Source organism: Mycobacterium sp. M23085, assembly GCF_045343915.1.
Lineage (GTDB): Bacteria > Actinomycetota > Actinomycetes > Mycobacteriales > Mycobacteriaceae > Mycobacterium.
On the sequence record NZ_CP174280.1, the window covers coordinates 3,876,153 to 3,895,035 of the forward strand.

Below are 18,883 nucleotides of genomic sequence, written 5' to 3' on the forward strand. Positions count from 1 at the left end.
CGCATAGGCTATGGCCGCGACCGTAAGCTGTGTGTTCGTGAGGACCAAGTGAGCATTCCGAATGTGCTGGCCACCCGGTACGCCAGTGCCGAGATGGTCGCGATCTGGTCGCCGCAGGCCAAGGTCGTTGCCGAGCGACGGCTATGGCTGGCGGTGCTGCGCGCGCAGGCGGAACTGGGTGTTGCGGTGCCCGCGGACGCCATCGCCGACTACGAGCGGGTGTTCGAGGACGTCGACCTGGCGTCGATTGCGGACCGCGAGCGGGCGCTGCGCCACGACGTCAAGGCGCGCATCGAGGAATTCAACGACCTCGCCGGTCACGAACACGTGCACAAGGGCATGACCAGTCGCGATCTGACCGAAAACGTGGAGCAGCTGCAGATCCGGCGCTCACTGGAACTGGTCTTCGGTCACGGCGTCGCGGTGGCCGCGCGGCTCGCCGAGCGGGCGGTGGCCTACCGCGATCTGGTGATGGCCGGACGCAGCCACAACGTCGCCGCGCAGGCCACCACGCTGGGCAAGAGGTTCGCGTCGGCGGCCCAGGAAACGCTGATCGCGTTGACTCGGCTGCGCGAGCTGATCGACCGTTATCCGTTGCGCGGCATCAAGGGCCCGATGGGCACCGCGCAGGACATGCTCGACCTGCTGGACGGCGACGCGGCGAAGCTGACCGAGCTCGAACGTCGTGTCGCTGAATTCCTTGGTTTCGCAACGGTTTTGACCAGTGTCGGGCAGGTGTATCCCCGGTCGCTGGACCACGACGTGGTTTCGGCGCTGGTGCAGTTGGGCGCCGGGCCGTCGTCGCTGGCCCACACCATCCGGCTGATGGCCGGGCACGAACTGGTCACCGAGGGGTTCGCGCCCGGCCAGGTCGGCTCGTCGGCCATGCCGCACAAGATGAACACCCGCAGCTGCGAACGGGTCAACGGGCTGCAGGTGGTGCTGCGCGGCTACGCCTCGATGACCGCCGAGCTGGCGGGTGCGCAATGGAACGAGGGTGACGTGTTCTGCTCGGTGGTGCGCCGAGTGGCGTTGCCGGACAGCTTCTTTGCCATCGACGGGCAGATCGAGACGTTCCTCACGGTGCTCGACGAATTCGGCGCCTATCCGGCGGTCATCAGCCGCGAGCTGGACCGCTACCTGCCGTTCCTGGCCACCACCAAGGTGTTGATCGCCGCGGTGCGCGCCGGCATGGGCCGCGAGGCCGCGCACCACGTGATCCGCGAACACGCGGTCGCGACCGCGCTGGCCATGCGCGAACACGGAGCCGAGCCCGATCTGCTGGAGCGGCTGGCCGCCGACGAGCGGCTGCCGCTCGACCGGGCGGCGCTGGACGCCGCGCTTTCCGACAAGAAGGCGTTCACCGGCGCCGCCGGTGACCAGGTGGACGAGGTGGCGGCGCAGGTGGACGCGCTGGTGAACCGCTACCCGGAAGCGGCCAAGTACGCCCCGGGTGCAATCCTGTGACACTGGCCGGCGCGCTCGCGGAGATCGACTTCACCGATCTGGACAACTTCGCTGACGGGTTCCCGCACGACCTGTTCGCGATCCATCGTCGCGAGGCGCCGGTGTACTGGCACTCACCGACCGACAATACCCCGGACGGTGAGGGGTTCTGGTCGGTGGCAACGTACGCGGAAACGCTTGAGGTGCTCAAGGATCCGCTGACGTATTCATCGGTCACCGGTGGCTCGCGCCCGTACGGCGGCACGCTGCTGCAGGATCTGGCGATCGCCGGTCAGGTGCTCAACATGATGGACGATCCACGGCATTCGCAGATTCGGCGGCTGGTCAGCTCCGGGCTGACGCCGCGGATGATCTCCGCTGTCGAGGACGACCTGCGGGCCAGGGCGCGCCGGCTGCTGGATGCCGTGGTGCCCGGCGAGCCGTTCGACTTTCTGGTCGACATCGCCGCGGAGCTGCCGATGCAGATGATCTGCATCCTGCTGGGAGTCCCTGAATCCGAACGGCATTGGTTGTTCGAGGCCATCGAGCCGCAATTCGACTTCGGCGGTTCGCGCAAGGCGGCACTGTCGCAGCTGTCGGTCTCCGAAAGAGACGCAGCGGCCGGGTCGCGGATGTATGAGTACGGGCAGCAGTTGATCGCGTCCAAGCGGGAAAACCCCACCGACGACATGCTGTCGGTGGTGGCGAACGCGACGCTCGACGACGCCGACGCATCGGCGCTGTCCGATCTCGAGCTGTACCTCTTCTTCAGCCTGTTGTTCAGCGCCGGTGCGGAGACCACCCGCAACGCGGTCGCGGGCGGTCTGCTGGCGCTGGCCCACCATCCGCACCAATTGCGTTCCCTGCGTGACGATTTGGACGCGCTGCCCACGGCGGTCGAGGAGATGGTGCGCTGGACGTCGCCGTCGCCCTCCAAGCGCCGCACCGCCACCCGCGACGTCACGCTGGGCGGGCAGTCGATCGAGGCGGGGCAGAAGATACAAATCTGGGAAGGTTCGGCGAATCGCGACGCCGGCGTGTTCGAGAACGCCGACGAATTCAATATCGCCCGAAAGCCCAACCCGCATATGGGATTCGGCCAGGGTGTGCACTATTGCCTAGGGGCCAATCTGGCCCGGCTGGAGCTACGGGTGTTGTTCGAAGAGCTGCTGTCGCGATTCGGCGGGGTGCAGGTCGTCCGGCCGGTCGAATGGGCCCGCAGCAATCGGCACACCGGCATTCGGCACCTCGTCGTCGAGCTCCGCGAAGAATCGTGAGGATCAGCGACACCATGGGTGTCATCGCCACACTCAGGTGGCTGCTGGTTGTCTTGGCGGTCCTGCTAACCGCCGCGAATCGCGATGCCGGCCGACCGTAGTTCGAGTGCGGCCAGGGCCCCGATGGTGGCCGGATCCTCGCGGCGCCACCCACCGACCGGGTCCGCGCTGACGGCGATCAACTTCCGCGGCGGCCGGTTGGTGAGCGCGCGCAGCGCAAGCAATTGCGCACCGGCCGGGGTGGCGGCCAACGCGGTCACCGTCAACTTGCGCCGAAAGAACCGAAGCCGCAGAAAAAACCAGGGCAGCACCGCGATGAGGATGGGGACCGCGATGACGGCCATCGCGAGCAACACGGCCAGCCAGCTCGCCGCGCTGTCCAGGTCATGGCCCGCACCCGCGATATCCAGCGCGGCATGGCTGGCGGAGTTGAGCGGCTTGCTGACGGTGTCGCCCACCACCGGGATGTGCTGGGCGCTGTGCCCGGCCGAGGCGAGGTTGCCGGCGATGCCGTTCGCGCCGCTCTCGACTTGCCGGCCGGCGTCGGCGATGGTGGCGATGGCGTCGTAGACGGCCAGCCCGACGAGCAGCCAGAGCACCGTCCACACGACGACGGCGAAGTCGCTGAACAGCTGGGCAGCCAGCCGGCCGGGCCTGGTGGAGTAGGGCAGAAACCGCGGTGTCATAGCCCCGATCCCAGCACAAAGCCGGTTTGCAGGTGCCCGATAGGCTGACCGGATGCCCGCACTGTCCGACTACCAGCATCTGGCCAGCGGCAAGGTCCGTGAGCTGTATCGCGTCGACGACGAGCACCTGCTGCTCGTCGCCACCGACCGGATCTCGGCGTACGACTTCGTCCTGGACAGCACCATCCCGGACAAGGGCCGCATCCTCACCGCGATGAGCGTCTTCTTCTTCGGCCTCGTCGACGCCCCCAACCATTTGGCCGGGCCGCCGGACGATCCACGCATTCCCGACGAGGTCCTGGGTCGTGCGCTGGTGGTGCGCGAGCTGGACATGCTTCCGGTGGAATGTGTGGCACGCGGTTACCTGACCGGCTCGGGATTGCTGGACTACCAGGCGACCGGAACGGTCTGCGGCATCGCTCTGCCGCCGGGACTGGTCGAAGCCAGCAGGTTCGCCGAACCGCTGTTCACCCCCGCGACGAAAGCCGCACTGGGCGACCACGACGAAAACATCCCCTTCACGCGGGTGATTGAGATGGTCGGGGCCGTCCCCGCCAACCAACTGCGCGACCGCACGTTACAGATCTACGTGCAGGCCGCCGAACACGCGCTCCAGAAAGGAATCATCATCGCGGACACCAAGTTTGAGTTCGGCACCGATCGCGACGGCAACCTGCTGCTGGCCGACGAGATCTTCACGCCGGATTCGTCGCGGTACTGGCCGGCCGAGGAGTACCAGGTCGGTGTCGTGCAGAACAGCTTCGACAAGCAGTTCGTCCGTAATTGGCTGACCGGCCCCGAGTCCGGCTGGGACCGCCACGGCTCGCAGCCCCCGCCGCCGCTACCCCAGCACATCATCCAGGCCACCCGCGACCGCTATATCGATGCCTACGAACGCATTTCCGGCCTGAGCTTCGACGACTGGATCGGCCCCAGGGCATGACCGAAACGCACCTGGACGGGCCCGTCCCACCTGTCGCAAAGCGGGTGGAGAGCCGGCGTGAGCATCATGGCGACGTCTTCATCGACCCATACGAATGGCTGCGCGAAAAGAGCAACCCAGAGGTCATCGCCTACCTCGAGGCGGAAAACGCCTACGCCGATCAGATGACCGCCCATCTGGAACCGCTGCGGCAGCAAATCTTCGACGAGATCAAGGCACGCACCAAGGAGACGGATCTGTCGGTACCCACCCGGCGGGGCGAGTGGTGGTACTACGCGCGCACCTACGAAGGCAAGCAGTACCGCGTCCAATGCCGTTGTCCGATCAGTGCGGCCGACGACTGGGACCCGCCGACTCTGGACGAGAGCACCGCGATCCCGGGCGAGCAGATCCTGCTCGATTCCAATGCCGAAGCGCAGGGTCACGAGTTCTTCTCGCTGGGCGCCGCGACGGTGAGCCTGGACGGAAACCTGCTGGCCTACTCGGTCGATGTTCTCGGCGATGAGCGATACACATTGCGGTTCAAGGATTTACGCACCAATGAGCTGTATCCCGACGAGATCGCCGATATCGCGGCGGGTGCGACCTGGGCCGCCGACAACCGCACCGTGTACTACCTGACCCTGGACGACGCCCACCGTCCCGACAAAGTGTGGCGATATCAGGTGGGCTCCGGAGCGGAGCCGGAGCTGGTCTACCACGAGGCAGACGAAAAGTTCTGGCTTGGCGTGGGCCTCACCCGCAGCGAGGCCTATGTCTTCATCGCGTCCGGATCGTCGATCACCTCCGAATACCGCTATGCCGACGCCGCCGATCCGCAGGCACAGTTCACCGTGGTGCTGCCGCGCCGCGAGGGCGTCGAGTACGCGATCGAGCACGCGGTCATCGGCGGGCAGGACCGGTTCTTGATCCTGCACAACGATGGCGCGATCAACTTCACTCTCACCGAGGCGCCGGTCAGCGATCCGACGCAACAGCGCACCCTGATCCCACACCGCGACGACGTCCGGCTCGATGCGGTGGATGCTTTCGCCGGCCTTCTGGTGGTCAGCTACCGGCGCGAGGCGCTGCCCCGGATGCAGCTGTGGCCGATCAACGCCGACGGCACTTATGCACAGCCCGAAGAGATTTCGTTCGACTCCGAGCTGATGACCGCCGGTCCGGCCGGTAACCCCAACTGGGACGCACCCAAGCTGCGGATCAGGGCGGGATCGCTGGTCACGCCGGCACGGGTCTACGACATCGACCTCGCCACCGGCGAACGAACCTTGCTGCGCGAGCAGCCCGTGCTCGGCGATTACCGGCCCGACGACTATGTGGAGCGGCGTGACTGGGCCACCGCCGACGACGGCACCCGCATCCCGGTGTCCATCGTGCACCGCGCCGATATCGAATTCCCGGCACCCGCACTGCTTTACGGATATGGCGCCTACGAGCTGTGCACCGACCCGAGCTTCTCCATCGCCCGGTTGTCGCTGCTGGACCGTGGCATGGTGTTCGCGATCGCCCACGTGCGTGGCGGCGGTGAGATGGGCCGGCTGTGGTACGAGCACGGCAAGCTCTTGGAGAAGAAGAACACCTTCACCGACTTCGTGGCGGTGGCGCGGCATCTGGTGGATTCGGCGGTCACCCGGCCGCGTCAGCTGGTGGCGTTGGGGGGCAGCGCCGGCGGGTTGCTGATGGGTGCGGTGGCCAACCTGGCGCCGGAGCTCTTCGCCGGCATTCTCGCGCAGGTCCCGTTCGTCGACCCGTTGACCACCATCTTGGATCCCTCGTTGCCGCTGACCGTCACCGAGTGGGACGAATGGGGAAATCCCGTGGCGGACAAGGATGTTTACGACTACATGAAGTCCTACTCGCCGTATGAGAACGTCGAGGCCAAGAAGTATCCGGCGATTTTGGCGATGACGTCGCTGAACGACACGAGGGTCTACTACGTTGAGCCGGCCAAGTGGGTTGCGGCGCTGCGCCACGCCAACGGTGACGGCAGCCAGGTCCTGTTGAAGACCCAGATGAACGCCGGGCACGGTGGGGTCAGCGGCCGCTACAAAGGCTGGGAGGAAGCCGCCTTCCAATACGCATGGCTGTTAGCCGCCGCAGCGGGCGGCCACGAAGGCGGCCGCCAAACCGACCGGGCCGATCCGCAGCCGTAGCCGGGTCCGGGCTTCCGGGACCCGTTGACACTGCGGCTGCCCGGGGTGATCGAGCTAGTCGGCGGCCGGCTGGGGCGGCGGCTTCTTCGGCAGAAACGATGCCGGGATGATGGTGAACGCCACCAGGATGACGGCCAGCACGAACACCGCCGCGTAGGCGTGCGCCAGGTGGTGTGACACGTGGCTGGCCACGTCGGGGGGCCCCGGCCGCACCCCGGCCATCTCGTTCGCCGCCATCAGGGCCTCGTTGCGGTTGAACTGATTGGTCAGGATCACCGCCATGAGCGACGCCCCGATCGACCCGCTAATCTGCTGGTTCACACTGATCAGCGTCGTACCGCGGGCGACCTGATGCGGGGCCAGCGCCTGCATGAGCGCCGCGGAGAGCGGCGTGGTGGTCAGACCGATACCCAGGCCCATGATCGCGAGCCCGGTCACCAGGACCGGGGCGTAGGCGGCCTGCCTGGCCACCCCGTAGGTGAAGACTCCCAGGCCCACCGTCAGGAGCGACAGCCCGATCAACACGATGTTGCCGGGGCCGCGCCTGTCCATGAAGGCTCCGCCGAGCGGCATGGTCAGCACCGCGCCGATTCCGATCGGCAGCATGTGCAAACCGGCCTGCATCGGGGTCTGGTGGCCGACGATCTGGAAGAAACTGGGCACCAGCAGCCCGGTTCCGACCGAGGCGGCCGCGAACACCAGCAGCGTCACATTGACCTGGGTGACCACCGGGTTCCGGAACAGGCGCAGGTCGATCAGCGGGTGGTCGGTGCGATACCAGGCGTGCAGGATGAACCCGGCGATCAGACCCAGGCCGATGAGGGCCGGCGCCAACACGTAGCGGTCGGCGACCGCGTGCCGCCCCGGGATGGAACACACCCCGCACAGGAAGATCGCCACGCCGGGCGACAGCAGCAGCGCGCCGGTGATGTCCAGGGCCTCCGACGGGGCCGAGCGATCCTTGGGGAACAGGACCGCCGCGAGCGCGAAGGCGGTCAGCCCGATCGGCAGGTTGATCAGGAAGATCCACTTCCAGCCGTAGGCACCGATCAGCCAGCCACCCAGGATGGGCCCGCCGATGGGACCGAGCAGAATCGGGATTCCGCCCACCGCCATCAGGCGGCCGACCCGCTTCGGTCCTGCCTGGCGGGTCAGGATCACGAAGCTCAGCGGTAGCAACATCCCGCCGCCGACTCCCTGAACTACCCGGAACACGATGAGCAGCAATATGTTCGGCGCAATCGCGCACAGCAGCGATCCCAGCGTGAAAATCAGGACCGAGCCCATGAAGAGGCGTTTGGTGCCGAACCGATCCGCGGCCCATCCGGTGATCGGGATCACGGTGGCGAACGCGAGCATGTAGCCGGCTACCGTCCACGAGACGATCGCCTGGGTGGATCCGAACTGCGCGATGAAGGTGCGCTGTGCGACGGCGACGACGGTGCTGTCCAGCACCGCCATGATGCAGGCCAGCCCACACACCCCGGCGATCCGGAACAGCGCCGCATCCAGCTTTTCCGGGTAGTCGACGGAGCGCACCGACGATCCCGCTGCGGTGGGCAACGGCACACTGAGAGCTGCGGAGCGGGTCTTCTGCATGGCGCCGCTGAGCATATCCACAGGGTTGCCCCGGCAGAAGGGTTTTTACTCGTATCCGCTTATCGCCACGCGTGTAATTCGTACCGCGGAGATCGCGCCTCGGATCCTCGCCCAACCAGCAAACGGGCTGGTCGCGTCGGTTACCCGGGCGACTGGATCATTCGCCGGCCGTTTCGCTGGCCGGCTTTTTGGGCAAGAACCATGCCGGAATGAACGTGCACACCACCAGCACTACGGCAATCACGAATACCGCGGTATAGGCGTGTGAAAGGTCGTGCACCACATTGCTTGAAAAGCCCGGCGCGAGCGTCTGCCGCGGTATCGCGGACTGGTCGACCGGCACCCCGTCGACGGCCGCCTTCTGACGCAGGGCGGCGAGCTTGTTTGCCGCCACGATGTCAGGGCTCCGATTGAACTGGTTGGTCAGGATCATCGACATCAGCGCGGTGCCCATCGAGCCGCCCACCTGGTGGCTGACGCTCATCAGCGTCGTTCCCCGGGCGATCTGATGGGGCGCCAGCGCCTGCACCGAGGCGACCGACAGCGGCATCATCGTGCAACCCATGCCCAGCCCCATGATGGCCAGCCCCACCAGCAGCGTGGGTAGATAGTGGGCCTGGGTGGCCACGCCGTAGGCGAAGGCGCTCAGGCCGGCGGTGATCAGCGCGATCCCGACCAGCACGATCTTGCCCGGGCCCTGCCTGTCCACCAGCGGTCCGGTCAGCCGCATGGTCAGCATGGCGCCCAGCCCCTGAGGGATCATGTGCACGCCCGCCTGCATCGGCGTTTGGTGCAGCACCTGCTGGAAATAGCTCGGTAGCAGCAGCCCGGCGCCGAAGAATGCGCCGGCGAAGACCAGCATCGTCACGTTGGCGTGGGTGAGTACGGGATTGCGGAACAGCCGCAGATCTATCAGCGGATGGTCGGCGTGATGCCACGCGTGCGCGACGAAGCCCGCGATCAATGCCAGCCCGATCGCCGCCGGTACCACCACGTGGCGGTCGGCGACGGTGCCGCGCCCCGGGATGGAGGACACCGCGAACAGGAACATCGCCAGGCCTGGCGAGAGCAGCAGCACACCGACGGCGTCGAAGGTCTCCGACCGCGCCGGATGATCCCTGGGAAAGATGATGGCGGCCAGGGCGATGGTGAGGAGCCCGATCGGCACGTTGATCAGAAAGATCCACCGCCAGCTCGAGGTGCCGATCAGCCAGCCGCCCAGAATCGGCCCGCCGATCGGGGCGAGCAGCATCGGTATGCTCAGGATCGACATCAGGCGTCCGAGCCGGCCCGGACCCGCTTCGCGGGTCAAGATCATGAATCCCAAGGGCAGCAGCATGCCGCCGCCGATTCCCTGCAGCACGCGAAAGACGATGAGCTGCAGGATGTTTGCGGCAATCGCGCACAGCAACGAACCCAGTATGAAGGCCACCACCGAACCCATGAAGAGTCGTTTGGTGCCGAACCGGTCGGCGGCCCATCCGGTAATCGGGATCACGGTCGCCAGGGCGAGGGTGTAGCCGGTCATCGTCCAGGCCACGACGGCCTGCGAGGACGCGAACTGGTCGATGAAGGTGCGCTGCGCGACGCTGACGACCGTGACATCCAGGATCGCCATTACCGTGGCCAGGATGCACACACCCGAGATCCGCAACAGCGCGGCGTCGAGCTTGTCCGGGTATTCCCGTTCCTCGACACCCGGCTGCCCGGTTCGGGCGTGGGGCGGCGGCGTTTTGGCCGCTGCGTACGAGGCCTCATCCATGGCGTTGCTTAGCATATCGAACTGATCGCATCGGCTGACGCTCGCGGCGGTCGTGGTCTGCGCAGGCCTCGAAATCACTTAACGCGCTCCGGCGAGGGCATATACGCCTGCTGTCTGCGTGTCCTTCACCATTCCGACACTTGGGATCGGCAAACTGCTGGTGTGTCTGGAAAATTGATCGTCTCGGTCTCGGGGATCGGCGAACGCACGCTGCCCGACGTCGAGGCGTTCTGCGCACAAATGGATGCCCGCAAGGTGCCGGTGTCGCTACTGGTGGCGCCGCGCCTGTCCGGCGATTACCGGCTCGACCACGACCCGGGCACCGTCGAATGGCTGACCGGCCGCCGGGCCGGCGGTGACGCCATCGTGCTGCACGGCTACGACGATGCGGCCACCAAGAAGCGCCGCGGCGAATTCGCGATCCTGCGGGCCCACGAGGCCAATCTGCGATTGATGGCCGCCGACCGGGTGCTCGAGCACCTGGGGCTGCGCACCCGACTGTTCGCGGCGCCCGGCTGGGTGGTGTCGCCCGGCGTTGTTAAAGCATTGCCGGACAATGGATTCCGCTTGCTGGCCGATTTGCATGGGATCACCGACCTGGTCCGCCACACCACCGTCCGCGCGCGCGTCCTCGGCATCGGCGAAGGTTTCCTGACCGAGCCGTGGTGGTGCCGGATGGTGGTGCTGTCCGCCGAACGGATCGCTCGGCGCGGCGGTGTCGTGCGGGTCGCGGTCGCGGCTCGCCACCTTCGGAAACCGGGACCGCTGCAGGCCATGATGGACGCGGTCGACCTCGCGTTGATGCACGGCTGCACACCCGCCGTGTATCGCTGGCAGCCGCCCAGGGCCGTGCTCGACGCTGCCTGACGAAGCGACTGCCTGACCAGCTCGCCGGGGCATTACCCTGGTCCGACATGAGCGATTCTTCGGTTGCGGGGTTCGATGCTGATGCCATCGTCGTCGGGGCGGGCCTGGCCGGCCTGGTCGCCGCCTGCGAACTGGTGGATCGCGGTTTGCGGGTACTCATCCTGGATCAGGAGAACAGCGCCAACCTCGGCGGGCAGGCCTTCTGGTCTTTCGGCGGCCTGTTCTTCGTCGACAGCCCCGAGCAGCGCCGGTTGGGTATCCGCGACAGCCACGAACTCGCGCTGCAGGACTGGCTGGGCACGGCGGCCTTTGACCGTCCCGAGGACTATTGGCCCCGGCAATGGGCGCACGCCTACGTCGATTTCGCGGCGGGGGAGAAACGCAGTTGGCTGCGGGCCCGGGGGCTCAAGCTTTTCCCGCTGGTTGGCTGGGCGGAGCGCGGTGGTTATGACGCACAGGGGCACGGCAATTCGGTTCCCCGCTTCCACATCACCTGGGGTACCGGGCCCGCGCTGGTCGAGATCTTCGCCCGTCAATTGCGCGACCGCTCATCGGTGCGGTTCGCGCATCGTCACCAGGTCGACGAGCTGATCGTCGAGGGCGCGGCGGTGACCGGTGTCCGTGGCACGGTATTGGAGCCGTCGGCCACGCCGAGGGGAGTTGCTTCGTCGCGAAAACCGATCGGGCAGTTTGAGTTTCGTGCCGATGCGGTGATCGTGACCAGCGGCGGCATCGGCGCCAATCACGACCTGGTGCGCAAGAATTGGCCGAAGCGCATGGGCCGCGTCCCCGAGCAACTGCTGAGCGGGGTGCCGGCCCATGTCGACGGCCGGATGATCGCCATTTCGCAGCGGGCCGGCGCGCGGGTGATCAATCCCGACCGGATGTGGCACTACACCGAGGGCATCACCAACTACGACCCGATCTGGCCGCTGCACGGGATCCGGATCATTCCGGGCCCGTCGTCGCTGTGGCTGGACGCGAACGGCAAGCGGTTGCCCGTCCCGCTCTATCCCGGTTTCGACACGCTGGGCACGTTGGAGTACATCACCAAATCGGGTTTCGACTACACCTGGTTTGTGTTGAACGCCAAGATCATCGAGAAGGAGTTCGCACTCTCCGGCCAGGAGCAGAACCCCGATTTGACCGGACAGAGCGTCCGCGAGCTGGTGCGAAACCGGGCGCGCTCCGGGCCGCCGGGGCCGGTGCAGGCTTTCGTCGACAGGGGTGTGGACTTCGTCAGCGCGGATTCGTTGCGCGACTTGGTCAGTGCGATGAACAAGCTGCCCGACGTGCAGCCGCTGGACTACGCCACGGTGGAGGCCGAGGTCACCGCCCGGGATCGGGAGGTGGCCAACAAGTTCAGTAAGGACGGGCAGATCACGGCGATCCACGGCGCCCGCAACTATCTGGGCGACCGGCTGGGCCGGGTGGTGGCGCCGCACCGGCTGACCGACCCGAAGGCCGGACCGATGATCGCGGTCAAGCTGCATATCCTGACCAGAAAGACGTTGGGCGGCATCGAAACCGACCTCTCCGCACGGGTGCTGAAGGCCGACGGCACGCCGCTGACCGGTCTGTACGCCGCCGGGGAGGTAGCCGGCTTCGGCGGCGGCGGCGTGCACGGCTACCGCGCGCTGGAGGGCACGTTCCTGGGCGGCTGCATCTTCTCTGGCCGCGCCGCCGGCCGCGGCGCAGCCGACGACATCACCTAGCCGGGGCGGACGCGACAGCCACGCCGGCTAGAACGTGACGGCGTCTTCTTCGGGCAGCACCTGAAAGTCGGTGCTGGTCATCTCGGTGAGCCGGCCGTAGTAGATGCCCCGCGCATCCGGGGCGATGATCCCCTGGTGAATGGGAACGGCACGCTCGGGAGCCACCGCCCGCAGGTAGTCGACCGCCTCGGACACCTTCATCCACGGCGCGGCCGCCGGCGTGGCCAACACGTCCACCGGCTCGTCCGGCACAAAGAGCGCGTCACCGGGATGCATCAACCGGGCGCGATGGCCGGCATCGCCCACCAGAAACGAAATGTTCTCTATCACAGGGATTTCCGGGTGAATGACCGCATGCTTACCGCCGAGGGCGCGAACCGTCAGTTCACCGATGTGCAGCTCGTCGCCGACATGGACCTCGCGGCAGGGCGCGCCGAGTTGAGCGGTGGTCTGCGGGTCCGCGTACAACGCCGCATCCGGGTTCCCCTCGAGCAACGCCGGCAGCCGTTTGGCGTCGACATGGTCGGGATGCTGATGGGTGATCAAGATGGCGGTCAAGCCGGTGATTCCCTCGAAACCGTGCGCGAAGCTACCGGGGTCGAAGAGAATCCGGGTGTGATCAAACTCGGCAAGTAGGCACGAATGGCCGAAATGCGTCAGTTGCATATCTACGATTGTGCCTTGATGCACAAGCTGCCGATGCGCGTGATCCTGGCCTGGGTGCTGGTCGCCGGCAGTTTTGTCGTTGCCCTGGTCGTGGTCATTCCCGCCCACGCCGAGCCGGAGACCTGCCCGGCCGTGTGCGACCGGATCCCGAACACCGCGTGGATCGATCCGCACGCTGTGCCGCTGGACACCGTGTATCACTGGCCGGCGCTGGCGGGTCAGGCCGTGCAGACGACCGGTTCGGCGCCCGGCCCGCGGTTCCGGTTCGAGGAGCTGTGCGCCGCGCCGGCGGTACCCCAGGACCCCCGCGACTCGGCCGTCGCGGCGCGCTCGACCGTGCAGCACCCCGACGGGCAGTGGCAACTGCAGGTCCAGGTGCTGCATTGGCGCGGTGACACCGCCCGCGGTGGGGCCGTCGCGACCACGGCCTTCGGCAATGCCGTCAGCGCCCTGCGGGCCTGCCAGCAGCGCGCACCGCTGGAGTCACCGTCGCTGACCAGCGACGGAGCGGATCGGATGGCCGCCGTGATCAGCGGCCCGGTGGTAATGCACACTTACCTGTTCGCCCACCCGGCCAGCAGCACGATCAGCGAGGTCACGCTGTGGTCGACGGCACCGCCGCAGGCGGCATGGCCGGCGATGGCGGACGATCCGGTGCTCAATGCCATGAGCGCACCCCTCTGCGAGGCCTACATTGCCTCGTGCCCGTAGCCCCGAGCCGCGTTTTCGCCGGTAGAGTGGCGCCGGAAACGCCAACTGAGGAGGAGCGCCGGTGGCCCGGGTGATCGTAAGCGTGATGCCCAAAGCGGAGATTCTCGACCCGCAAGGTCAAGCAATTGTGGGTGCGCTGGGCCGCCTCGGACATTCGGGAATCTCAGAGGTGCGGCAAGGCAAGCGGTTTGAGCTCGAAGTGGACGACAGTGTCGACGATTCGGCGCTCGCCGAGATCGCGGAATCGTTGCTGGCGAATACCGTGATCGAAGACTGGACGATCAGCCGGGAGAAGCAGTGACCGCACGCATCGGAATCATCACCTTTCCCGGCACGCTCGACGACGTGGACGCAGCCCGCGCGGCGCGCCGGGTCGGTGCCGAGGCGGTCAACCTGTGGCACGCCGACGCCGACCTGAAGAGCGTTGATGCCGTGGTGGTGCCCGGCGGCTTCTCCTACGGTGACTACCTGCGGGCCGGTGCGATCGCCAGGTTCGCCCCGGTGATGACCGAGGTGGTCCAGGCCGCCCGGCGCGGCATGCCAGTGTTGGGCATTTGCAACGGTTTTCAGGTGCTCTGCGAGGCAGGGCTGTTACCCGGTGCGCTGACTCGCAACGTGGGTCTGCACTTCATCTGTCGCGACGTGTGGCTGCGAGTGGCCTCGACGTCGACGGCGTGGACGTCTCGGTTCGAGCCTGACGCGGATCTGTTGGTGCCGCTGAAATCCGGCGAGGGACGCTACGTGGCGCCCGCCGAGGTGATGGAGGAGCTCGAGGGTGAGGGTCGGGTGGTGTTCCGGTATCACGAGAACGTCAACGGCTCGATGCACGACATCGCCGGGGTCAGCTCGGCAAACGGCCGCGTGGTGGGCCTGATGCCGCATCCCGAGCACGCTATCGAAGCGCTGACCGGGCCGTCCGATGACGGCCTGGGCCTGTTCTATTCGGTGCTGGACGGCGTGCTCGCCGGCTGAGCGGAAACACCTGCGGCGCTGCGTAATTCGGCGAAGGATGCGGCGATGGCGTCCGTCGCCTCGTGTGGGTCGGTGAAGGTCTTGTCGTCGGTGAGCACCGCGACGCCGAGTCGGTCCACGTAACTCCACACGGTGATGTTGACCGGGGCGCCGGGTGACAACACGCCGGTGGAATAGATCTCGGTGACGGCCGCGCCGCCGAAGTGGCCGCGCTCGCGCGGCCCCACCACGCTGGAAACCGCGACGTTCATCAGCTTGTTCGGCGCATCGCGCTTGCCCAGCCACCGAAATGCGCCGGGGGCGAAGGCGGCCGGAAGATAGGCCATCATCTTCCCGTACAGCTCCGGCCCGAGGACTTCGTGGTCCTCTTTGGCGATCTTGGTGGCCAGCGCCACCAATCGAGCCCGTTCCATCGGGTCGGCGACATGGACCGGCAGCGAGATCATCAACCCGCTGATCTCATTGCCGGTGATTCGGTCCGACTTGTCGGTCGCCGTCGGCACCGAGGCGATGATCGGCCGTTCGGCCGCGCCGTCATACGCCAGCAACAGTGTCCGCAACCCGCCCGTCGCCATCGCCAACACCACGTCGTTCACCGTGACGCCCAACGCCTTTGCGGTCGCCTTGACGTCCGGCAGCGACAACGACGTGCTGGCGAACCAGCGCCGCGGCGACACGACATGGTTGAGGAAGGTCGCCGGAGCGTCGAACGCCTCGGCCAGGTCGGGGTGATTTCCGCGCTCCCGGGACCGGCGGCGGACGCGCATCATTCCGACGGCCGCGTCCCTGATCAGCCCGGGCAGTTCGCCGATCTGCCGGACATGATCGCGTGCCGCCGCACGCACCAGGTCGGCGTTGGACATTGTCAGGCCGGCTTCGTCGTTGTCGCGCTCGTCGACGCGCCCATCGCGCAGATCCATCGCGCGGGCCAGCAGGTTGACCGACGCGACACCGTCGGCCAGCGCGTGGTGGACCTTGCCGATCAAGGCGAAGCGGCCCCCGGACAGCCCTTCGGCGAAGTGAAACTCCCACAGTGGCCGGCTGCGGTCCAGGGGAGTGGACGCCACCTCGCCGATCACTCGATCGAGCTCGCGCCGGCCCCCCGGTGCGGGCACCTGCACCCGCCGCAGGTGATAGTCGAGGTCGACCTCGCAATTCTCCTGCCACATGGGGTGGTGCAAGTGCCAGGGAATGTCAACGAGCTTGTAGCGCAACGGTTCTAGCAGATGGAGCCGACGACGCACATGGCGGCAGAACACCTCGAAACCAAACTCGCCGTCGAAGTCGGTCGGGTCGATGATGGCCACCTTCAACGTGTGCGTGTGCAGGTTGGGCGTCTCGCTGTAGAGCAGCATCGCGTCCATGCCGTTGAGTCTTTTCACACGCCACCTCCAGCGGCCCCGGATGCCGTCAGCCCAGGATCGGGAGCCGGCGCTGAGCGGCGAGCCGCTTCAGCGCGGCTTCCATGACACTGCGTACGTGCGCGTCGACCTGGTCGACGTCGGGGTCGTCGCCGAACCGGGCGGTGACGTCGATAGGCTCGAGAACCTCGGTGACGACCTTTGCCGGCAGGGGCACGTTGGGCGGGAAGATGACGCTCAGCCCGAAGGGGAACCCGATACTGATCGGCAGAATGTCCATCCGTGCCTTCGTGAGGCCCAGCTTGCGGGCCAGCCAGTTGCCCCTGGTCAGGAAGAGCTGGGTCTCCTGGGCGCCGATGGATACGGTCGGCACGATGGGCACCCCGGCTTCGATGGCGGTCCGCACATAGCCGGTGCGGCCGTTGAAGTCGATCGTGTTCGCGCTGAAGGTCGGCCGGTAGGAGTCGTAGTCGCCGCCGGGGAATACGAGCACCACCGCGCCGGAATGCAAGGCGGCGGCGGCGTTTTCCCGGCTGGCCTCGATGACCCCGAGACGGCGCAGCCAACCGTCCAACGGCCCGATGAACAGACCGTAGTGACCCAACGTGTAGACCGGGCGGTCGTAGCCGAACCTGTTGTAGAAGGCGGGCGAGAAGATCAGCACGTCCGGGGTCAGCATGCCGCCGGAGTGGTTGGACACCACCAGGGCGCCGCCGGAGGCCGGGACGTTGTCGATATTTCGCACCTCGGCCCGGTAATACCGTTTAATCGCCGGACCGAGCAGTCTGGTGACCTGCTCGGTGAAGGCCGGATCCCATTTGGCGGTTTCCTGGTTGTCCGCCGCGTCCACACCGCTGCCCGTCATGGCTCCCCGCTGTTCGTTCGCTGCGCTTTGCTAGTTGTTGCCGGTGTGACGCCGATCTCAAACCTGGCCCCGAGCGACATATGCTACTCTCTTTTTAAGAGAATGGCATATTCGTTTGCTAGTGCAAACGTGCGGCGGGGGATCATGTCCGAAAAGGTGCTGGTTACCGGGGCGTTCGGTCTCGTCGGTTCGCAAACGGTGCGCCGGCTGGTTGCCGACGGGCATAGCGTCGTCGCGACTGACCTGGGTACCGCCGCTCAGCGCAAAGCCGCGCGGGCGCTGCCGGCCGGTGCCGAGGCGCACTGGGCGGATCTGACCGACCCGGGTCAGGTGGACCGGCTGCTTGCCGAGACGTCGCCGTCGGCGATCGTCCACCTGGCCGCGGTGATCCCGCCGACGATCTATCGCCAGCCCGCGTTGGGGCGCCGGGTCAACGTCGACGCGACCGTCGACTTGTTGCGGGCGGCGCGGTCACGCCCGCATCCGGTGCGGTTCGTCCAGGCGTCGAGCAACGCCGTGTACGGCGCGCGCAACCCCCACCGGCACCACGAGCTGTTACGCCCCGACTCCCCGATCAACCCGGCCGATCTGTACGGTGCGCACAAGGCCGAAGCCGAACAGCACCTGCGGTCCTCGGATCTCGAGTGGGTCATCCTGCGCCTGGCCGGGGTGATCAGCGTCGAGCCGGACGCGATGCCGTTCAGCGTCGATGCGTTGTTCTTCGAAAGCGCGCTGCCTACCGATGGCCGCATTCACACCGTCGATGTCCGCGACGTCGCGCGCGCGTTCGCCGCTGCGGTCACCGCCGACGTCGCTGGTGAGACGCTGCTGATCGCCGGCGACGAGTCGCACCTGCTCCGCCAGGGGGAGGTCGGCAAGGCGCTCGCCGCCGCGCGCGGCCTGGTTGACGTCTTGCCCGGCGGGCGGCCCGGTGATCCGGACAGCGACGACGACTGGTTTGTCACGGACTGGATGGATACCGTTCGTGCCCAGCAGGCTCTGCGATTCCAACGCCACTCGTGGCCGGACATGCTCGCCGAGATGCGAGCCGCCGCCAGCTGGCGGCGCTACCCGATGCGGCTGATCTCGCCACTGGCGCGCCGGTTCCTCAAAAGCCGTGCGGCCTATCGGGACACGCCCGGACGTTACGCCGATCCGTGGGGGGCGATCCGAGCCAGGCTGGGCGAGCCGCGACCGGACTCACCGGTTGGCAGATAGCCCGCGGGGCCGTCAGCCGGCATCGCGCAGCAAGGGTCGTTCCGTGGAAGGCAATTCGGCGGTGGGGCTCAGCTCATCGAAGAGTTCGGTGGCGTCCGCGAGGGTCCGGTCGACGGAAGATGCGAAATCGTTGAAGGAGACGTCCTTCCGGATCCACTGCGACTTGCGGGCCACCACCCCGATGCGCTGCGGGTCGGACGAACCGTGCACGATCGCGGTGACTTGGCGGTCAAGACGGTTCCACCTGTCGCAGAAGTACGTCAGCCAGGAGCGGTCGGCCGCCGGGAAATAGCATCCGGGAGCGATGCGGATAATCAGCACGTCGTCGTGCGCGGGAGAGATCTCGAAGTGAGCATGCAAGCGCCGCGGAGCGTTGGTGACGAAGAAGTATTCGCTGTCGTGGTGGCCGCGGAAATATCGCCGCCCGCGGGTGCGCAGGTAACGTTCAACCAGGTTCGCGCACAGCTGCTCATTCGTCATGAGTTTGATGGTGCGGCCTATGGCTTGGGGAATGCTTGGAGCCGAGCGAAGCGGAGCCGAAGAATCTGGTGAGAATTCGCTGAGCGTGCGCCCCCTTGCGGGCGACCCCGACGACCCGATTACTCTGGCACCGAATGCATTTCGCGCATTTCGTAGTCCGGT

At 66.8% G+C, this 18,883-nt stretch carries 17 protein-coding genes; 10 read left to right on the forward strand and 7 right to left on the reverse strand.

Annotated elements, in window-relative coordinates; all coding sequences use genetic code 11:
* The first annotated feature begins 48 nt into the window (after positions 1-48).
* Both purB and ACIUM1_RS18185 read left to right on the forward strand, forming a co-directional pair.
* Positions 49-1,467 carry an adenylosuccinate lyase gene (gene purB, locus ACIUM1_RS18180; RefSeq protein ID WP_406814013.1) on the forward strand — a complete coding sequence of 473 codons (1,419 nt, stop codon included), beginning with the start codon at positions 49-51 and terminating at the stop codon, positions 1,465-1,467.
* Positions 1,464-2,723 carry a cytochrome P450 gene (locus tag ACIUM1_RS18185; RefSeq protein WP_406814014.1) on the forward strand — a complete coding sequence of 420 codons (1,260 nt, stop codon included), beginning with the start codon at positions 1,464-1,466 and terminating at the stop codon, positions 2,721-2,723. Before purB ends, ACIUM1_RS18185 begins: the two co-directional genes overlap by 4 nt.
* A gap of 65 nt (positions 2,724-2,788) precedes the next feature.
* Here ACIUM1_RS18185 and ACIUM1_RS18190 read toward each other — a convergent pair whose 3' ends face one another.
* Positions 2,789-3,409 carry a hypothetical protein gene (locus tag ACIUM1_RS18190; RefSeq protein ID WP_406814015.1) on the reverse strand — a complete coding sequence of 207 codons (621 nt, stop codon included), beginning with the start codon at positions 3,407-3,409 and terminating at the stop codon, positions 2,789-2,791.
* A gap of 52 nt (positions 3,410-3,461) precedes the next feature.
* Between ACIUM1_RS18190 and ACIUM1_RS18195 the strand changes: the two genes are divergently transcribed.
* Both ACIUM1_RS18195 and ACIUM1_RS18200 read left to right on the forward strand, forming a co-directional pair.
* Positions 3,462-4,352, forward strand: a complete 891-nt coding sequence (locus ACIUM1_RS18195) for a phosphoribosylaminoimidazolesuccinocarboxamide synthase (RefSeq protein WP_406814016.1) — start codon at positions 3,462-3,464, stop codon at positions 4,350-4,352.
* Positions 4,349-6,505, forward strand: a complete 2,157-nt coding sequence (locus ACIUM1_RS18200; RefSeq protein ID WP_406814017.1) for a S9 family peptidase — start codon at positions 4,349-4,351, stop codon at positions 6,503-6,505. Before ACIUM1_RS18195 ends, ACIUM1_RS18200 begins: the two co-directional genes overlap by 4 nt.
* Positions 6,506-6,559: 54 nt before the next feature.
* On the opposite strand, the gene ACIUM1_RS18205 is transcribed toward ACIUM1_RS18200, so the two are convergent.
* Both ACIUM1_RS18205 and ACIUM1_RS18210 read right to left on the reverse strand, forming a co-directional pair.
* Positions 6,560-8,119 carry a DHA2 family efflux MFS transporter permease subunit gene (locus ACIUM1_RS18205; protein ID WP_406817733.1) on the reverse strand — a complete coding sequence of 520 codons (1,560 nt, stop codon included), beginning with the start codon at positions 8,117-8,119 and terminating at the stop codon, positions 6,560-6,562.
* Between the two features lie 142 nt (positions 8,120-8,261).
* The gene (locus tag ACIUM1_RS18210; protein ID WP_406814018.1) at positions 8,262-9,881 is read right to left on the reverse strand and encodes a DHA2 family efflux MFS transporter permease subunit; all 1,620 of its coding nucleotides are present in this window, start codon (positions 9,879-9,881) and stop codon (positions 8,262-8,264) included.
* A 147-nt stretch (positions 9,882-10,028) separates the two neighbouring features.
* Between ACIUM1_RS18210 and ACIUM1_RS18215 the strand changes: the two genes are divergently transcribed.
* Both ACIUM1_RS18215 and ACIUM1_RS18220 read left to right on the forward strand, forming a co-directional pair.
* Positions 10,029-10,733, forward strand: coding sequence for a DUF2334 domain-containing protein (locus ACIUM1_RS18215; RefSeq protein WP_406814019.1), 705 nt, complete (start codon positions 10,029-10,031; stop codon positions 10,731-10,733).
* Between the two features lie 47 nt (positions 10,734-10,780).
* Positions 10,781-12,448 (forward strand): FAD-binding dehydrogenase, encoded by a 1,668-nt coding sequence (locus ACIUM1_RS18220; protein ID WP_406814020.1) that lies wholly within the window; start codon positions 10,781-10,783, stop codon positions 12,446-12,448.
* Between the two features lie 27 nt (positions 12,449-12,475).
* On the opposite strand, the gene ACIUM1_RS18225 is transcribed toward ACIUM1_RS18220, so the two are convergent.
* Positions 12,476-13,114: an MBL fold metallo-hydrolase gene (locus tag ACIUM1_RS18225; RefSeq protein WP_406814021.1), complete on the reverse strand. Its 639-nt coding sequence runs from the start codon at positions 13,112-13,114 to the stop codon at positions 12,476-12,478.
* Here ACIUM1_RS18225 and ACIUM1_RS18230 point away from each other — a divergent pair.
* The 3 genes from ACIUM1_RS18230 to purQ all read left to right on the forward strand — a co-directional run bounded on the left by ACIUM1_RS18230 (position 13,091) and on the right by purQ (position 14,797).
* Positions 13,091-13,825 carry an ATPase gene (locus tag ACIUM1_RS18230; protein WP_406814022.1) on the forward strand — a complete coding sequence of 245 codons (735 nt, stop codon included), beginning with the start codon at positions 13,091-13,093 and terminating at the stop codon, positions 13,823-13,825. The genes ACIUM1_RS18225 and ACIUM1_RS18230 overlap by 24 nt on opposite strands.
* A gap of 61 nt (positions 13,826-13,886) precedes the next feature.
* Positions 13,887-14,126, forward strand: coding sequence for a phosphoribosylformylglycinamidine synthase subunit PurS (purS, locus tag ACIUM1_RS18235; protein WP_067121781.1), 240 nt, complete (start codon positions 13,887-13,889; stop codon positions 14,124-14,126).
* Positions 14,123-14,797, forward strand: a complete 675-nt coding sequence (gene purQ / locus ACIUM1_RS18240; protein ID WP_406814023.1) for a phosphoribosylformylglycinamidine synthase subunit PurQ — start codon at positions 14,123-14,125, stop codon at positions 14,795-14,797. Before purS ends, purQ begins: the two co-directional genes overlap by 4 nt.
* Here the strand turns inward: purQ and ACIUM1_RS18245 are convergent.
* Both ACIUM1_RS18245 and ACIUM1_RS18250 read right to left on the reverse strand, forming a co-directional pair.
* On the reverse strand, positions 14,764-16,179 hold the full coding sequence (locus ACIUM1_RS18245; RefSeq protein WP_406814024.1) for a WS/DGAT/MGAT family O-acyltransferase: 1,416 nt from the start codon (positions 16,177-16,179) through the stop codon (positions 14,764-14,766). The genes purQ and ACIUM1_RS18245 overlap by 34 nt on opposite strands.
* Before the next feature lie 28 nt (positions 16,180-16,207).
* Positions 16,208-17,023, reverse strand: a complete 816-nt coding sequence (locus tag ACIUM1_RS18250; protein ID WP_406814025.1) for a lysophospholipid acyltransferase family protein — start codon at positions 17,021-17,023, stop codon at positions 16,208-16,210.
* Between the two features lie 144 nt (positions 17,024-17,167).
* Between ACIUM1_RS18250 and ACIUM1_RS18255 the strand changes: the two genes are divergently transcribed.
* Positions 17,168-18,241, forward strand: a complete 1,074-nt coding sequence (locus ACIUM1_RS18255; protein ID WP_406814026.1) for an NAD-dependent epimerase/dehydratase family protein — start codon at positions 17,168-17,170, stop codon at positions 18,239-18,241.
* Between the two features lie 12 nt (positions 18,242-18,253).
* On the opposite strand, the gene ACIUM1_RS18260 is transcribed toward ACIUM1_RS18255, so the two are convergent.
* Positions 18,254-18,721: a hypothetical protein gene (locus ACIUM1_RS18260; RefSeq protein ID WP_406814027.1), complete on the reverse strand. Its 468-nt coding sequence runs from the start codon at positions 18,719-18,721 to the stop codon at positions 18,254-18,256.
* Positions 18,722-18,883 lie beyond the last annotated feature (162 nt).

What these genes read in the sequence shown, in the direction of transcription:
- ACIUM1_RS18190 (WP_406814015.1), bottom strand. Translation starts at nt 3,409, where the DNA reads ATGACACCGCGGTTTCTGCCCTACTCCACCAGGCCCGGCCGGCTGGCT.
- ACIUM1_RS18195 (WP_406814016.1), top strand. Translation starts at nt 3,462, where the DNA reads ATGCCCGCACTGTCCGACTACCAGCATCTGGCCAGCGGCAAGGTCCGT.
- ACIUM1_RS18200 (WP_406814017.1), top strand. Translation starts at nt 4,349, where the DNA reads ATGACCGAAACGCACCTGGACGGGCCCGTCCCACCTGTCGCAAAGCGG.
- ACIUM1_RS18205 (WP_406817733.1), bottom strand. Translation starts at nt 8,119, where the DNA reads ATGCTCAGCGGCGCCATGCAGAAGACCCGCTCCGCAGCTCTCAGTGTG.
- ACIUM1_RS18210 (WP_406814018.1), bottom strand. Translation starts at nt 9,881, where the DNA reads ATGCTAAGCAACGCCATGGATGAGGCCTCGTACGCAGCGGCCAAAACG.
- ACIUM1_RS18220 (WP_406814020.1), top strand. Translation starts at nt 10,781, where the DNA reads ATGAGCGATTCTTCGGTTGCGGGGTTCGATGCTGATGCCATCGTCGTC.
- ACIUM1_RS18230 (WP_406814022.1), top strand. Translation starts at nt 13,091, where the DNA reads ATGGCCGAAATGCGTCAGTTGCATATCTACGATTGTGCCTTGATGCAC.
- ACIUM1_RS18225 (WP_406814021.1), bottom strand. Translation starts at nt 13,114, where the DNA reads ATGCAACTGACGCATTTCGGCCATTCGTGCCTACTTGCCGAGTTTGAT.
- ACIUM1_RS18250 (WP_406814025.1), bottom strand. Translation starts at nt 17,023, where the DNA reads ATGACGGGCAGCGGTGTGGACGCGGCGGACAACCAGGAAACCGCCAAA.
- ACIUM1_RS18255 (WP_406814026.1), top strand. Translation starts at nt 17,168, where the DNA reads ATGTCCGAAAAGGTGCTGGTTACCGGGGCGTTCGGTCTCGTCGGTTCG.
- ACIUM1_RS18260 (WP_406814027.1), bottom strand. Translation starts at nt 18,721, where the DNA reads ATGACGAATGAGCAGCTGTGCGCGAACCTGGTTGAACGTTACCTGCGC.